Source organism: Pseudomonas sp. B14(2017), from assembly GCF_002113255.1.
Lineage (GTDB): Bacteria > Pseudomonadota > Gammaproteobacteria > Pseudomonadales > Pseudomonadaceae > Aquipseudomonas > Aquipseudomonas putida_Z.
In genome coordinates this window covers 191,338-205,451 of the sequence record NZ_NEJY01000003.1, presented here as the reverse complement: position 1 = coordinate 205,451, position 14,114 = coordinate 191,338, and the positions used below count along the sequence as shown (strand labels likewise).

The window sequence follows — 14,114 nt, the reverse complement described above, 5'->3', positions numbered from 1 at the left end:
AGGTTTGTGCGGTGGTCAGCGAACGGGCCTGCCAGTCCTAAGCTGAAAATGGCGCCGCGTACTGCACTCATCGCCCGCGACGCCGGTGCTGAATTCCTGCCCCTGATGTAGGAGATCCGAAAATGAATACCAACTCTGAAGTGCGTCCACCGCTTCCGCCCTTCACGCGCGAAACCGCGATCGAGAAGGTCCGCTTGGCGGAGGATGGATGGAACAGCCGTGATCCTGAGCGTGTTTCTCTGGCCTATTCCCTCAACACTAAATGGCGTAATCGTGCCGAATTCGCTCAAAACCGGGCTGAAGCCAAAGCTTTTCTCACCCGAAAATGGACCAAGGAACTCGACTACCGACTGATTAAGGAGCTTTGGGCGTTCACAGGTAATCGAATCGCAGTGCGCTTTGCCTACGAATGGCACGATGACTCCGGCAACTGGTATCGCTCCTACGGAAACGAAAACTGGGAGTTTGGGGATGACGGTCTGATGGAAAACCGCTTTGCCTGTATCAATGATCTCCCAATCAAGGAGTCCGAACGCAAGTTCCATTGGCCACTCGGGCGTAGGCCCGACGACCATCCAGGCCTTTCAGAGCTGGGCCTCTGAGCTGACTTGATGGACAAGGACGTCCGATCAGTTTCGATGTCTACTACGAGGGCTGAACCGGGCCCTCTATCCAATCCATCCCACCTCGAACAGGCTTCAAGTAGCTATCTTCTCCAGAAGCACGAGCCTAAATCTTCCGCGCATTGAGGAATCGACAAGGACGGTTCACTAGGCGCTGCTGACCGTTTTGCATCTCCTCCTGAACGGCACCTATACGTAGCAGCTACTCGCACTGCGGAGCGGCTCTGCCCGTAATGCGCCGGCAAGCTCCCTAACACCTTTTGATTGCCATCCGCGTCATGTCGAAGACAGCCTCACTTCGAACCGCCTGACCTTGAACACGCGAAGCTTGAGCGAGACCTGTCCGGTTTACTCACCAAAGGTACTGGTGATCTGCCCGGGGTTTCCATGCAGCGCCCCCTGAAGTCCCATCGGCGCAGCTGAGGCTACCTCTCCACTCCGCGTCACAATCCCGCCTGGTATCCCTCAAGCCGCAAAGAAGGAGTGCGGCTGTGGGGCGATGCATGACGCTGCGTAACTATAGGCACTGCTTATGCTGATGATAATACATGGGTCTTGGACGCTATCGCTGCTTAGGGTCAATCTAACCCCAACAGCCACCCACCAGGACAATCGCCATGAAAAACCTCATCGAAGGCCTGATTAAGTTCCAGCGTGAGGCATTTCCCCAACGCTCGAACCTGTTCAAACACCTGGCTTCAACCCAGTCCCCGAAAACCCTGTTCATTGCCTGTTCCGATAGTCGTGTAGTTCCTGAATTGCTCACCCAGCAAGAACCCGGTGAGCTGTTCGTGGTACGCAACGCTGGCAACATCGTGCCGTCCTACGGCCCGGAACCGGGTGGTGTTTCCGCTACGGTTGAATACGCGGTCGCCGTCCTCGGTGTCACTGATGTAGTCATCTGCGGCCATTCCGATTGCGGGGCCATGACAGCAATCGCCCAATGCAAGTGCCTCGATCACCTGCCAGCAGTTTCGAATTGGTTGCGCTACGCAGAAGGCGCCAAGGTAATCAATGCGGGTCGTCTGCACAGTAATGACAGCGCTCGACTGGCGTCTCTGGTCAAAGAAAATGTCATTGCACAACTGGCCAACCTGCAGACCCACCCAAGCGTTCGGATCGCGCAGGAGCAAGGTAAGTTGAATCTGCACGGCTGGGTCTATGACATCGCAAGCGGAGGCATAGACGCACTGGATAACACATCTGGCCAATTCGTATCGATTGTCGATTACCCGGCCACCTGCGCTGTCCCTGCCCGGCAAGTAACAAAAGTAGCTTGAAGACAGTTACCACCACCCGTAGGAGAAAAACCATGCAACAATCTCATGCTTATCAGGACCCAACCCTGGCGCTGACCGGAAAAATCCTCGAAGCGAAGGCTCGTAAAGATCTTTCCTGGGAGAGCCTGACCGAAGGCACTGGCCTGAGTCTGTTCTACCTTACTGCTGCACTGTTGGGCCAGCACCCACTGAGCGAAACTGCAGCCAAGGCCGTAGTTGCGCATTTGGATCTGGATAATGAAGTAGTCGCCCAACTGCAAGCCATTCCAGTGCGCGGATCCATCCCAGGTGGGGTGCCAACCGACCCTACCATCTACCGATTCTACGAGATGATCCAGGTGTACGGCACGGCTCTCAAAGCAATCGTTCACGAGCAATTCGGTGATGGCATCATCAGCGCGATCAACTTCAAAATGGACATCAAGAAAGTTGAAGATCCAGAAGGCGGATCTCGTGCAGTCATCACTCTTGATGGTAAATTCCTGCCTTACAAGCCATTTTAAATAGGCCTGTATTCATCACCGGACTGGTGAAGCGCAGGTGTTGCAAAAGTAATACGTAGCGCGCAAGTCACTACTGTTGAAGTTGTCCTCGCATTCCTTCTATTGAATGCAGCGGTTTTGCGCGCTCACTTTAATAGCGCTTTATATTTCTCGAATATTGGAAACTTCAATCGGAAGGTTTAGCCATGAAACTTAAAATCGTTATCGCCTCACTGCTGCTTGCGGCCCAAGCTCAAATGACAATTGCGAATGCATCAGAAGCCCAAGAGCAAACTGTCGTAGAGGACTATCGTTACGACATGAAGCTTGATATTGCTGACGTTGTCAATATATCACCGGTACCTGACGGATGCGGTGTTTACCCGGTGACGATGACTTACGTCGATCACAGTGGGGACCAGCACAGGATTCGCTATCAGGTATACGGAACTGGATGCAAGGACAGCTGAACGATGGTTCATTTCAATCGGCTGCGCCACTAAGTCTTTTAGTGCGCAGCCTGAAATGAGGCCCGGAAGGGCTGTCGTCCACAGATCAAGCCAAAATGAGTGTAACAAGGATTAGATGTCACTCGGAATTATAGAAACCGCACAACCTAGTCGAGGCAATCCAATGAACAGCATGAAGTTTCAGATCTGCAACCTCCTCCAACTATTGCGGCGGTTTAAAATTTTGCGCAGCACTCAAATTCGCATGCATAATACCGTGCTGGCTTTCGATAATCGTTCGAGTGCCCGCTTGCATAGGCGAAACTTCGCGGCTACCCCAGCCGCACACGCGGCAATTTACTCCTTGCCTGGGACGATGCCGCGGTGTCAACAGAGGCTGTAATCAGATAATTTACGTACCTAGTCAATAGGACAACGCATCGCCTTTGACGCGGATATACTCTTAAATCTTTAAAGAAGAGTCGAGCGGCCTCACAGAGCCTGATTTTTGCCCCCAGCTTTTCGCTATATTCATAAATGCCTCTGAAGCGGCGCTCCGGTAAGCATCTCGTCGGACCAGTAGGGCCGCTGTCCTACAAGGGAGTGTCGGCGTCAATTGGACTGAGATTAGTCCTGTCTGTTCCTGAGAGATTGCGTCTGGAAGAATTGTTGCCAAGTGGCTACGCCGAACAATTTCAACTATAGCCGTAATTGAGTTTGCCTCCACTGCGACACGCGGAACAATTTTGTGCTCGTGAAAATACTCATCTATGTAACGTCTTGTCGCGAAATCTCCACTTAAAAGCACCAAAGGTTGCTCCTCGAGCTGGGTCATCGATAGAGCATCAGGCACAGCATGTTGATGTAGGGAGCTGACCATCATGCTCAACGTTTCAACAAACAATGGCTGGCTCTCGATTTCCGGTGAGCGCACTTCAGAAAAAGCGATACCGATATCTAGCTCATCCTCTGCAAGCGCAGCCTCCATCTGATCCTGAGGCATCTCCTTAATGCAAAGAGAGATGCCTGGGTATCGGGAGTTGAATGGTTCGACCAATGCCCCGACCAGGTAAGCCGTAAAGGTTGGGGTGATCGCTAGGCGAACCGAGCCCCTGGCTAAGTCCTTGACATCATGGATCGCCCTTTTACCTGCATCTAGATCTTGTAGAGCCCTGCGCGCAAAGCGCACGTAAATCTCACCAGCATCTGTCAGGCGCACCGTCCGGCCCGAACGATCAAAAAGCTGGGCCCCCAAAACGTCCTCCATTTGACGAATTTGCTGTGACAGCGTTGGCTGCGAGACGTGCAACGCCTCTGCTGCCCTTGTGAAATTCTGGTGTTCAGCCACCGCAAGAAGATATCGGATATGTCGGAGCAGCATGGCGGTCAACTATAGGCTTGGCCAATGGCGACGAGCAAAGGCGCACCGCTTCCTAAATAGCATAGAACCGCTGTGCATGCATCCTCGGGCTTCGGAGCACCTCGGGGAACGGACTCCTTACAGAACAAGCGCTTTCCGCGTGCAGCGTGTAGCATTTGTATCCTAAGGATCACAAGGCGCTGCCTAACTGTTTGTAAATTGAGCAGATTTTACTTTTTTGAAAATACTGGAGCGGGAGGTATTGACCATGGAGAACGATCGTTCTACCATTGCCGACATGAACAGCGATAGCAGTAACGAAACCAAAGAGCGGTTGTTGAAGATCGGGGAAGATTTGATCTATCGCGGCGGAATCGGTGCAACTGGAATGGATCTTCTTGTGAAGACGTCTGGTGTTGCTCGCAAGAGTATCTACCGCTACTTCGGTACTAAGGAAGCGCTCGTCGTTGAGATTTTAAAACGGCGCGACAGAAACTGGATGCGATGGTTTGAGTCAGAAGTGAATAAGGCTGACTCACCGGCTGAAAAGCTTCTACGGATTTTTGATGTACTTTGCGACTGGTTTACCTCTGAAAATTTCAGAGGATGCGCATTCATCAATACGGCCGGTGAAACCGGCGATCCTGAGGATCCAGTACGACTTGTAGATAAAGAGCACAAAGAGAAACTGAAAGTTTTTTTGTTCTCTATCTGTGAAGAATATGGCACCGCTGATCCAGAGGCACTTGCACGCCAATTTCTGATTCTGATCGACGGCGCCATCACCGTTGCCCATTTGCTTGGTGACAACCGATCAGCAGTTGATGCAAAAACCATTGCGCAGCAACTACTAAATCGTTAATTGCCAGTAGGCGGGCGATATCAGCCCAGTAAGCGAGGAATTATCATGTCCGCTAATAACGAAGTTCGCCCGCCACTTCCGCCGTTTACCCGCGAAACGGCCATTCTCAAAGCTCGTCTGGCCGAAGATGGCTGGAATAGCCGTGACCCGGAAAAAGTCTCCCTGGCTTACTCCCTCGATACGAAATGGCGTAACCGCGCTGAATTCGCATTTAACCGCGAGCAAGCAAAAGATTTCCTGACTCGTAAATGGGCCAAAGAGCATGAGTATCGTTTGATCAAGGAGTTGTGGGCGTTCACTGAGAACCGTCTGGCAGTTCGCTACGCTTACGAATGGCATGATGATTCTGGTAACTGGTTCCGCTCGTACGGCAATGAGAACTGGGAGTTTGGCGATGACGGTCTGATGATCAACCGTTACGCCTGCATCAATGACATGCCCATCAAGGAATCCGAGCGTAAGTTCCACTGGCCGCTGGGCCGTCGTCCAGATGACCACCCGAGCTTGTCTGAACTGGGCCTGTAAGTTTTCTGTGAACACGGATGTTCAGCAATTCCCCCCTAGGTTTTATCCCCCTCTAATTTGCGTGGCACCCAATACGGTTTCAATTGGGTAAGCCACGCTTTTTTTTTGCAATCGGGTTGTTCCACGCTGTGTTTTCGGTTGATGCAATCCTTAATGACACCGATAGCAAAAATATATTTTGCGCACTAATAATCATCGCGCAAAATAAAACTCAAGCAGCACGCAGTCGCTGATCTGATTATCCAAACGAACGGAGAATGATCATGACCTTAAGCAAAGCAGTCACCATCGCCACCTTGACCTTCGGCGTTAGCGTCGGCGCCTTCGCCCAGAGCGCCACCCCATACCACTACGGAATGAACATGGACATTGCTCGAGTGATCGCTTTAAACGCACCGGGCAACGCCGCCAGCTACACCAGCACCGCAACCCTCACCTACCGTGACAGCGACGGCAATCTGCAGGAAATCAGTTATCTGCGCCCCACCACCAACGCCAACCAGAATTAAATAGCACCTCAGGAACGTATCCATGAAACTGTCCCGCACACTCACCGCCAGTCTGCTCGCCCTTGCTGTCAACAGCGCCTTCGCAGCCGGTAGCCCCGGTGTGGAAACCACCACTCAAGGTTTCCTACAGGCCCTAGCCGCAGGTGACGGCAAACCATTAGAAACCTTGTCCCCGAAAGATGCCCGCGCCGTGCTCACTGGCGCTCAGGCCAGCGTGAAAGTGGATGTCTCTGGCATCCAGGTCGAGCGCCGTAGTATTCAGGTCGACGGTCAGGCGCTGGAGATTCGCGTCATACGCCCACAAGGTGCGAAAGGAGAACTTCCGGTGTTCATGTTCTTCCACGGAGGTGGCTGGGTGCTGGGCGACTACCCTACGCACGAACGCCTAATCCGCGACTTGGTGGTCGGCTCCGGTGCAGCAGCGGTCTACGTCGATTACACCCCGTCGCCGGAAGCCCGGTTCCCCACTGCTATTAACCAGGCTTATGCGGCGACCCGTTGGGTTGCCGAGAACGGCAAGCAGATTGGTGTCGATGGCAGTCGCCTGGCAGTCGTGGGAAACAGCGTCGGGGGCAATATGGCGGCGGTGGTCGCGATCAAAGCCAAAGAGGCTGGCACGCCGAAGCTGCGATTCCAAGCCCTGCTGTGGCCGGTGACCGATGCCAACTTTAACAACGGCTCGTACAACCAGTTCGCTGAAGGTCACTTCCTGACCCGCAATATGATGCAGTGGTTCTGGGACAGCTACACCACTGATCCTAGGCAGCGTAATGACATTTACGCGTCGCCGCTGCGAGCCAGTCTGGATCAGTTGAAAGGCTTGCCGCCAGCGTTGGTGGAGACCGCCGAAATGGATGTGCTGCGCGACGAAGGCGAAGCCTATGCCCGCAAGCTGGACGCTGCCGGTGTACCGGTGACCGCCGTGCGTTACAACGGCATGATTCACGACTTCGGCCTGCTGAATGTGCTCGGCCAAGTGGCGGGTACCCGCAGTGCACTGGACCAGGCTGCCCAGGCGATCAAGCAACACCTGAAGTAACCAAGAGGTCTTGGACCGGGGCGACTTTAGCGCCACGTCGTGCTTACAGGCTCTCCGGAACCCTGCTAGCGAGGAAACCCCGCCAGTTGGCGGGGTTTCGATCCGACGGCGCGATTATGCAGCGCGCGTCCCGTGCTGCCCGGCGTGCAATCGGCGCTTGCGCACCAACAGATGCGCCGCCGAAACCACCCCCAGGCTGACCAGGCTGGCAAGCAATTGCGTGCGCAGCCCTTCCTGGAACGCCATGGCCACCAGCACCCCGACGATGGCGGCGATAACCGCGTAGGACAAACCGGGGAACAGCCACATGCGCAGCGTCAGGCGCTGTGGCGCTTCGCGCTCCAGTTGACGGCGCAACCGCACTTGAGCGATCGCGATGGCCAGGTAGACAAACAACATGATGGCGCCCGAGGCGTTCACCAGGAAAAGGAAAACACCTTGTGGTGACGCGATCGCTGCGGCGATGGCAATGTAGCCAATCACACTGCTCAGCAATACAGCCATGCGCGGTACCCGGCGCCCGGTCAGTTGCGACAGTGCCGCCGGCGCATCGCCACGCTCGCTGAGGCCGAACAGAATGCGCGAAGACACATACAACCCGGAGTTCAGCGCCGACAGCACGGCGACCAGAACCACCGCTTCCATGATCACCGTCGCACCCGGTACATGCATGACCTCCATGGCGGCGACGAAGGGTGAATGCCCTGCCTCGATACTGCCCCAGGGCACGATACAGACGATCAGCAGAATAGAGACGACGTAGAACGCGATCACCCGAAAGATCACCGAGCGGGTCATAGCAGCGACACTCTTGGAAGGGTCATCCGATTCGGCTGCAGCGATGGTAGCGATTTCTGCGCCGCCCACCGCGAAGATCACTGTTGGCACGCCGGCGAGCACAGCACCGATGCCGTAAGGCATGAAGCCGCGGTCGTTGACCAGGTTGTCCAGCAAGGCGCCGGTGCTAGGCGCCCAACCGAACAGATAGGCACAACCCAGGCCGATGAACACGATGATGGCGAACACCTTGAGTGATGCGAACCAGTACTCGAACTCGCCATAGGACTTCACCGACAGACAATTGATGGCGGTCATGACTGCCAGCAGGCTCAGGCCGATGGCCCAGGCGGGCAGCGGGATCCATTGCTTCAATATGTCGGCTCCGACCACCGCCTCCACCGCCACGACGATGACCCAGAAGTACCAGTACAACCAGCCACTGGTGAAACCGACCCAATTGCCCAGCCCCAGTCGCGCGTACTCGGTAAACGATCCAACGCCCGGTATCGCCACCGCCATTTCACCGAGCATGCGCATTACCAGCATCACCACGATGCCGGCGGCAAGATAACTGAGGAACGCTGCGGGGCCGATCGCGCCAATGGTTGCACTGCTGCCAACGAACAGGCCAGCGCCAATGATGCCGCCCAGCGAAATCATGGTGATGTGCCGCTGGCGCAAGGCGCCGCTCAGCCGGCGCTCACGCGGTTCATCCAGCTTCAGCGAATTGCTCATGGGCGCGCCTCCTGATCCTGCGTGTTGCCGTACAAGCGAGCCTCACAGAACGAGACATCGGATGATGAAATGTGATACGACGCCGGATATTCTGGGCGTCTGCCGCGGCCCCCTGGAGCCGGAAGCAATGCAAGCGGGCTGCGCGCCAGGCTGTGGAACGGCTGATCTGTCATGGCGAATTCCTACCGTAGGGGTTCGTATTATTGTAATGCATGACAAGCAGTACAATTTGAAGCTATCAACCCATATATGTCTTGTCAACATCGTTTGTCATGGGTAAAAATACAGGACAAGCCCAGCTGTTATCCTGCTATGTGAAGGATAAGCACAAGGAAAAATCAGGCCATGAGCCCATTCAAAGAGCTACTTGCTGCCCTAAAGACGGATACGCTGCTGCAGCGCGACGGCGCTGAAACACTCTACGCGCAACTGGCCTCCTCCCTTGCCGAAGCCATTCGCAGTGGCGCCCTGCGTCCGGGCGAACGGCTTCCACCCCATCGCGAGCTGGCCGGCGAACTGGGCATCAACATCACCACCGTGACCCGCGCCATGGCCGTGCTGCAGGAGCAAGGCCTGGTCGAGAGCCGCCCAGGCCGGGGCACCCAGGTTGCGGTGCCGCGCCAGGTACAGGTGCAGTTCCAGTCGGCGCCAAGCGATGCGCCCGGCATGATCGACCTCAGCGTCAACCGCCCCGCTACCGATGCCTACACCCAGGCTTTGGCCACCCTCCTGCCGCGCCTGGCCAGCGACCCGCGCTTTGCCGGGATGAAGGAATATCACCCCTCCGAGGGCATGCCCTGGGCGCGAGAAGCCGCGGCGAACTGGTTGCGTGCACTGGATGTACCCGCTCAAGCGAGCAATGTGGTGATCACCGAAGGTGCTCAGCACGGCATCGCCTGCATCCTGCGCGCCATGACAGTGGCAGGTGACACCGTGTTGGCCGACAGCATTACCTATCAGGGCATCAACGCCCTGTGCCGGTCATTGGGGCTGAACCTGGTCGGCGTGGATGGAGATGAGCGGGGCATGAACCCTCAAGCCCTGGGCGAGGCTATCGCTAACTACGCGCCACGGGTGCTGTTCCTCGTGCCGTCGATCCACAACCCGACCGCCATCACCCTCGACGCGCAACGTCGTGCGGACCTTCTTGAGGTACTTGCACCACACGACGACCTTTGGCTGATCGAGGACGATGTCTATCGCCCGTTGCTCGAGTGCAGGGACGAGACATTCATGTTGCGCCGCCCTGCGCGAACGTTCTATGTCACCGCCCTCTCCAAATGCATCGCACCGGGCCTGCGCATCGGCTTCGTCGTCGCGCCACCCGGACAGGTGCAGAACATCGCCACCACCTTGCGCATCGACTGCTGGAGCATTTCGCCGCTTAACGCGCTGATCGCGACACGCTTGATCGAGGATCGCGTCAGCGAGGCACTGATTGCCCATCAGCGCGAGGAATTGCGCGAACGCCAGGCCTTGCTCGCAGAGCACCTCAAGGGCCTGCATTACCAGGCCAGCGATGTTGGCACACATGCCTGGCTGCAGCTGCCTGAACCTTGGAGCGCGTCACGTTTCGCCCGCCTTTGCCAGGAGCATGGCGTCGGGCTACTGCCCGGCGGGGCGTTCAGCTTGCGCCATGACCAGTCGCCCAACGCGGTGCGCATCAACCTTTCCGCGGCCAAGTCTCGCGAGCAGCTCGTCCACGCCCTGGACGTCATTGCCCGTTTCGCGCAGCAAGGCCATTTGCACATGTTCGACAGGGTCTGAAGCCTAGATGAAGATGCCAGAGCGTTGTGAAGTTGCTGTAATCGGTGCCGGTGCGGTCGGCGTTGCCACTGCCTTGTGGCTGCGCCGCCAGGGTTACCATGTGGTGTTGCTGGAGCGCGATGCGGTCGCTGCAGGTGCCTCCTATGGCAATGCGGGCACATTTGCGCCCTACGGCTGCATGCCTATCGCACAACCTGGCCTGCTGCGCGACATACCACGCCTGCTCTTCTCGGCGGACTCGCCCTTTGTTGTACGGTGGTCTCGCCTGCCTCGTTTGATGCCCTGGCTTGTCCGCTTCCTGAATCAGTGCCGGCCTCATCATTTCCAGCGCAACGCGACGGCCCTTGCACAATTGCTGCAACACACCTACGAAGGGTATGCACCACTGCTGGATGAGGCGCCTGTGGCCGAAATGCACCTGCGCCACAAAGGCTGCATCTATGCCTACTCCAGCCTGGACAGCCTGCGCGGCGCCGACGGCGGTTATGCACTGCGTGACAGCTTCGGCATCCCTCAACAGCGCTTGAGTCGCGACGAACTCGAAGCACTTGAGCCCGCGCTGGCCGGCAAGACGGTAGGCGGCATCCTCTTCCCCAAATCCTCCCATCTGGATGATCCAAAGCGCTTCTTCGAAGACTTGGCAGCGCCACTGCTGCAGGATGGCACCCTGTGTTTCAGCACCGTGCAGCGCCTTGTTCGGCGCAGCAATGCACTACAACTGGACTGCGCCGATGGCCACAGCCTGCTCGCCGAACGCGTGGTGCTCTGCGGCGGAGCCTGGTCTGCCGCCCTCGCGCAGCAACTGGGCGATCGCATCCCGCTGGATACCGAGCGTGGCTACCATATCGAGTTCGACCTGGAAGATACCTTGCTCGAACGCCCCTGCTGCCCGGTCGAAAGCGCCTTCTACATGACCCCCATGGCGGGTCGCCTGCGCGTGGCCGGCACCGTGGAGCTGGGTTCGATCAATGACCCGGCCAACCCCCGGCGCTTCGAGTACCTGGAGCAACGGGTACGGCGCGTGCTTGGCCTTCGCCAGCCAGTGGCGAGGCGCTGGCTGGGCTTTCGCCCGTCGCTGCCGGACTCGCTACCGGTCATTGGCGTCTCGCCGAACGAACCGCGCCTGATTCACGCCTTTGGTCATCAGCACCTTGGCTTGACACTGGCGGGGGTTACAGGGCAACTGGTAACCCAACTCATCGAAGGAACAGCGCCTGCATGGATCGACGCGTTTTCCTCACGCCGTTTCTGACCCAAGGAGATTGACCCATGACCATTCTGCGCAAACAGATCAACCCGCGCATGAGCCAGATCGTGATCCACCGCGACACCATTTATCTTGCAGGCCAGGTCGGCGAGGCCAGCCAGACGGTGGCGGAACAGACCCGAGAAGCCCTGGCGCGGGTCGATGCCCTACTCGATGAGGCCGGCACCACTCGCCAGCACCTGCTTCAGGCCATTATCTGGTTGGCCGACATGGCAGACTTTGACGAGATGAATACCGTATGGGATGCCTGGGTACCCAGCGGCCATGCACCGGCGCGAGCCTGCGGCGAGGCGAAGCTGGCAGATCCGCGGCTGCTGGTGGAAGTAATCATTACCGCCGCCGTTCCCCAGTAATGCCACGCGGCGCCGGGCTTGTGACGAGCCCGAATGGCCGTCGAAAGGCTCAAGTTTCGGAACTCCCCCTTTGTTTCGAAACTCCTGGAACGGTTGTTTCAAGTGTAACAAGGCCTGGACTGATACTCTCGCCAGTATAAGTGTTTAGCCCAAATGCAGCTTTCGCCGAGTGACCGCTATCGACCCAAAGCGGACATCTGTAATCGGGGCCGCTTCGCGGCCCATCGCCGGCAAGCGCGGCTCCCACAAGTACAGCGCATGCCTGAAGGCTGGTGATATTCCTGTGGGAGCCGGCTTGCCGGCGATGAGGCCTGCACTGACTACAGAGCTTTGGATCAGTGTTCGCTTTGGGTCGTTTGCAGCCATTCGCGACTGGGCACTATCTACCCAAAACGGACGCTGCGCCGGACATCAAAGCCGGACGGATGACTTATCGGGTATCGCTCGCTACCCTGAAAGCCCGTCGCCTGACGGTTTCCAGGTCAAGTCCCATTTCACCAGACGAGCATGTCATGAAATCCCCCACAGGTTTGCTGCTGTCGGCTATCGAACTGGACCGTGCCAGTGCCATACCCCTGTACCGCCAGCTGTATCTGCAGATTCGCAAACAGATACTCAACGGCAGAATTCAGGGGGGCGTGCGCCTGCCGTCGACCCGGACCTTGAGCATCGAGTTGGGGCTGTCGCGGATCACCATCCTCAATGCTTTCGATCAGTTGATTGCCGAAGGTTTCCTGGCCTCGCGCACGGGTGCAGGTACGTATGTCGGTACTGAGTGGGAAAACCGGAGTATCGAGGACGAGCAACCGCGCCAGCCACCGCGCCTGTCCGAACTGAGCCAGTCGATGCTGTCGCTGCGCAGCGATCATTTTCGCGGGGTGTCCTATGCCGACTGGGATCCCGCGACGCCGACCTCCTTCCTGCCCAGTCACAGCACCTATGAAGAATTTCCGCAAGCCATCTGGCGGCGCCTGATGAACCGTCATTTGCTCAAGCCGACCAAGGCGATTCTGGGTTATGGCGAGTTGCAAGGCTTGCAGGCGTTTCGCACAGCGATTGCCGAATACGTCTTCGATGCGCGAGGTATCGACTGCAATGCCGAGCAAGTGGTGATCGTTTCCGGCGCGCAGCAAGCGTTCAACCTGCTGGGCATGCTGCTGCTCAATCCGCAGGACAGTGTCTGGATGGAAGACCCTGGGCACATCGCCGCGCGAATTGCGTTGCAAGCCCAGGGGGCCAAGATCATTCCGTTGCGTATTGACGAACAGGGGATCGATGTCCAGCAAGGCCTTGTCGAGTGCCCTGATGCACGCCTGGTATTTTGTACGCCTTCGCGTCAGCATCCTTTGGGTGTCACCCTGAGTTATGTGCGGCGCCAGGCACTCATCGACTGGGCTGCGCAGCATCAGAGCTGGATCATCGAGGACGATTGCGACAGCGAGTTTCGCTACAGTGGTCGACTTCTCCCGGCACTGTATGCCTTGGACCAGATGGCCCGAGTGATCTACGTCGGCACGTTCAGCAAAGTGCTCTTTCCGTCACTGCGACTGGGTTACGTGATTCTGCCGCAGGCTCTGGTCGAGCCCTTCTGCACCCTGCGCGCGGTCATGGATCGCAGCCCGCCCACACTGCTTCAGGCCACAACGGCGGACTTCATGAGCGAAGGCCACTTCCTGGGGCACATCCGCCGCATGCGTGCACTGTACAAGGCGCGCCAGCAGGCATTGATCGAACAACTTGAAAAGCAGATCGGCAGCTTTTTCAGGATCACTCCGACGGATGCCGGCATGCACCTGATCGCCTGGCTGCCCCCCGAACTCAGTGACACTGACATCGCCCGGCAACTGGCCCGACACAACATTCACACCTACGCCTTGAGCGACTACCGCATCAAGCATGACCTGCCGCCTGCCCTGTTGATCGGCTTTGCCGGCACGCCCGAAAAGCAGGCCCGGGAGCGTGTCGAGGAGCTGGCCCAGGCCTTGCGCACGCTGGGTTACCTTCCGCCAGCCACTTGATGCGAGGCAAGTGGCCTTATCAATTAGTTGATAATGGATCTATCGAGAGTTCCTGACTGGCGCGA

Annotated in this window: 14 protein-coding genes; 12 read left to right on the top strand and 2 right to left on the bottom strand. The window is 57.2% G+C overall.

Annotated features, from left to right (window positions below; all coding sequences use genetic code 11):
• Positions 1-122 precede the first annotated feature (122 nt).
• The 4 genes from CAG34_RS04355 to CAG34_RS04340 all read left to right on the top strand — a co-directional run bounded on the left by CAG34_RS04355 (position 123) and on the right by CAG34_RS04340 (position 2,855).
• Positions 123-602 (top strand): nuclear transport factor 2 family protein, encoded by a 480-nt coding sequence (locus CAG34_RS04355; protein ID WP_085588247.1) that lies wholly within the window; start codon positions 123-125, stop codon positions 600-602.
• A gap of 638 nt (positions 603-1,240) precedes the next feature.
• The gene (locus tag CAG34_RS04350; protein ID WP_085588245.1) at positions 1,241-1,903 is read left to right on the top strand and encodes a carbonic anhydrase; all 663 of its coding nucleotides are present in this window, start codon (positions 1,241-1,243) and stop codon (positions 1,901-1,903) included.
• 32 nt (positions 1,904-1,935) lie between these two features.
• A complete protein-coding gene (gene cynS, locus CAG34_RS04345) occupies positions 1,936-2,406 on the top strand; it encodes a cyanase (RefSeq protein WP_085588243.1) in 471 nt (156 codons plus the stop codon).
• Between the two features lie 185 nt (positions 2,407-2,591).
• Positions 2,592-2,855 carry a DUF2790 domain-containing protein gene (locus CAG34_RS04340; protein ID WP_085588241.1) on the top strand — a complete coding sequence of 88 codons (264 nt, stop codon included), beginning with the start codon at positions 2,592-2,594 and terminating at the stop codon, positions 2,853-2,855.
• A 442-nt stretch (positions 2,856-3,297) separates the two neighbouring features.
• Here the strand turns inward: CAG34_RS04340 and cynR are convergent, their stop codons facing one another.
• Positions 3,298-4,215, bottom strand: a complete 918-nt coding sequence (gene cynR, locus CAG34_RS04335; RefSeq protein ID WP_085588239.1) for a transcriptional regulator CynR — start codon at positions 4,213-4,215, stop codon at positions 3,298-3,300.
• Positions 4,216-4,492: 277 nt separating this feature from the next.
• Between cynR and CAG34_RS04330 the strand changes: the two genes are divergently transcribed.
• From CAG34_RS04330 to CAG34_RS04315, 4 genes are all read left to right on the top strand, one after another.
• Positions 4,493-5,056: a TetR/AcrR family transcriptional regulator gene (locus CAG34_RS04330; RefSeq protein ID WP_085588362.1), complete on the top strand. Its 564-nt coding sequence runs from the start codon at positions 4,493-4,495 to the stop codon at positions 5,054-5,056.
• A 45-nt stretch (positions 5,057-5,101) separates the two neighbouring features.
• A complete protein-coding gene (locus tag CAG34_RS04325) occupies positions 5,102-5,581 on the top strand; it encodes a DUF1348 family protein (RefSeq protein WP_085588237.1) in 480 nt (159 codons plus the stop codon).
• A 263-nt stretch (positions 5,582-5,844) separates the two neighbouring features.
• On the top strand, positions 5,845-6,090 hold the full coding sequence (locus tag CAG34_RS04320; RefSeq protein ID WP_085588360.1) for a DUF2790 domain-containing protein: 246 nt from the start codon (positions 5,845-5,847) through the stop codon (positions 6,088-6,090).
• A gap of 22 nt (positions 6,091-6,112) precedes the next feature.
• Positions 6,113-7,129 carry an alpha/beta hydrolase gene (locus tag CAG34_RS04315; RefSeq protein ID WP_085588235.1) on the top strand — a complete coding sequence of 339 codons (1,017 nt, stop codon included), beginning with the start codon at positions 6,113-6,115 and terminating at the stop codon, positions 7,127-7,129.
• Between the two features lie 114 nt (positions 7,130-7,243).
• Here CAG34_RS04315 and CAG34_RS04310 read toward each other — a convergent pair whose 3' ends face one another.
• Positions 7,244-8,644, bottom strand: a complete 1,401-nt coding sequence (locus tag CAG34_RS04310) for an amino acid permease (protein WP_085588233.1) — start codon at positions 8,642-8,644, stop codon at positions 7,244-7,246.
• Between the two features lie 345 nt (positions 8,645-8,989).
• Between CAG34_RS04310 and CAG34_RS04305 the strand changes: the two genes are divergently transcribed.
• The 4 genes from CAG34_RS04305 to CAG34_RS04290 all read left to right on the top strand — a co-directional run bounded on the left by CAG34_RS04305 (position 8,990) and on the right by CAG34_RS04290 (position 14,049).
• Positions 8,990-10,411 (top strand): PLP-dependent aminotransferase family protein, encoded by a 1,422-nt coding sequence (locus CAG34_RS04305; RefSeq protein ID WP_085588231.1) that lies wholly within the window; start codon positions 8,990-8,992, stop codon positions 10,409-10,411.
• A gap of 7 nt (positions 10,412-10,418) precedes the next feature.
• The gene (locus CAG34_RS04300; protein ID WP_085588229.1) at positions 10,419-11,663 is read left to right on the top strand and encodes an FAD-binding oxidoreductase; all 1,245 of its coding nucleotides are present in this window, start codon (positions 10,419-10,421) and stop codon (positions 11,661-11,663) included.
• 17 nt (positions 11,664-11,680) lie between these two features.
• The gene (locus CAG34_RS04295) at positions 11,681-12,031 is read left to right on the top strand and encodes a RidA family protein (protein ID WP_085588227.1); all 351 of its coding nucleotides are present in this window, start codon (positions 11,681-11,683) and stop codon (positions 12,029-12,031) included.
• A 512-nt stretch (positions 12,032-12,543) separates the two neighbouring features.
• Positions 12,544-14,049, top strand: coding sequence for a PLP-dependent aminotransferase family protein (locus CAG34_RS04290; RefSeq protein WP_085588225.1), 1,506 nt, complete (start codon positions 12,544-12,546; stop codon positions 14,047-14,049).
• Positions 14,050-14,114: the final 65 nt, after the last annotated feature.

Excerpts from the sequence above, each read along its gene's own strand:
- CAG34_RS04325 (WP_085588237.1), top strand. The coding sequence starts at position 5,102 with ATGTCCGCTAATAACGAAGTTCGCCCGCCACTTCCGCCGTTTACCCGC.
- CAG34_RS04355 (WP_085588247.1), top strand. The coding sequence starts at position 123 with ATGAATACCAACTCTGAAGTGCGTCCACCGCTTCCGCCCTTCACGCGC.
- CAG34_RS04290 (WP_085588225.1), top strand. The coding sequence starts at position 12,544 with ATGAAATCCCCCACAGGTTTGCTGCTGTCGGCTATCGAACTGGACCGT.
- CAG34_RS04310 (WP_085588233.1), bottom strand. The coding sequence starts at position 8,644 with ATGAGCAATTCGCTGAAGCTGGATGAACCGCGTGAGCGCCGGCTGAGC.
- cynS (WP_085588243.1), top strand. The coding sequence starts at position 1,936 with ATGCAACAATCTCATGCTTATCAGGACCCAACCCTGGCGCTGACCGGA.
- CAG34_RS04295 (WP_085588227.1), top strand. The coding sequence starts at position 11,681 with ATGACCATTCTGCGCAAACAGATCAACCCGCGCATGAGCCAGATCGTG.
- CAG34_RS04330 (WP_085588362.1), top strand. The coding sequence starts at position 4,493 with ATGAACAGCGATAGCAGTAACGAAACCAAAGAGCGGTTGTTGAAGATC.
- CAG34_RS04320 (WP_085588360.1), top strand. The coding sequence starts at position 5,845 with ATGACCTTAAGCAAAGCAGTCACCATCGCCACCTTGACCTTCGGCGTT.
- cynR (WP_085588239.1), bottom strand. The coding sequence starts at position 4,215 with ATGCTGCTCCGACATATCCGATATCTTCTTGCGGTGGCTGAACACCAG.
- CAG34_RS04300 (WP_085588229.1), top strand. The coding sequence starts at position 10,419 with ATGAAGATGCCAGAGCGTTGTGAAGTTGCTGTAATCGGTGCCGGTGCG.
- CAG34_RS04350 (WP_085588245.1), top strand. The coding sequence starts at position 1,241 with ATGAAAAACCTCATCGAAGGCCTGATTAAGTTCCAGCGTGAGGCATTT.
- CAG34_RS04315 (WP_085588235.1), top strand. The coding sequence starts at position 6,113 with ATGAAACTGTCCCGCACACTCACCGCCAGTCTGCTCGCCCTTGCTGTC.
- CAG34_RS04305 (WP_085588231.1), top strand. The coding sequence starts at position 8,990 with ATGAGCCCATTCAAAGAGCTACTTGCTGCCCTAAAGACGGATACGCTG.
- CAG34_RS04340 (WP_085588241.1), top strand. The coding sequence starts at position 2,592 with ATGAAACTTAAAATCGTTATCGCCTCACTGCTGCTTGCGGCCCAAGCT.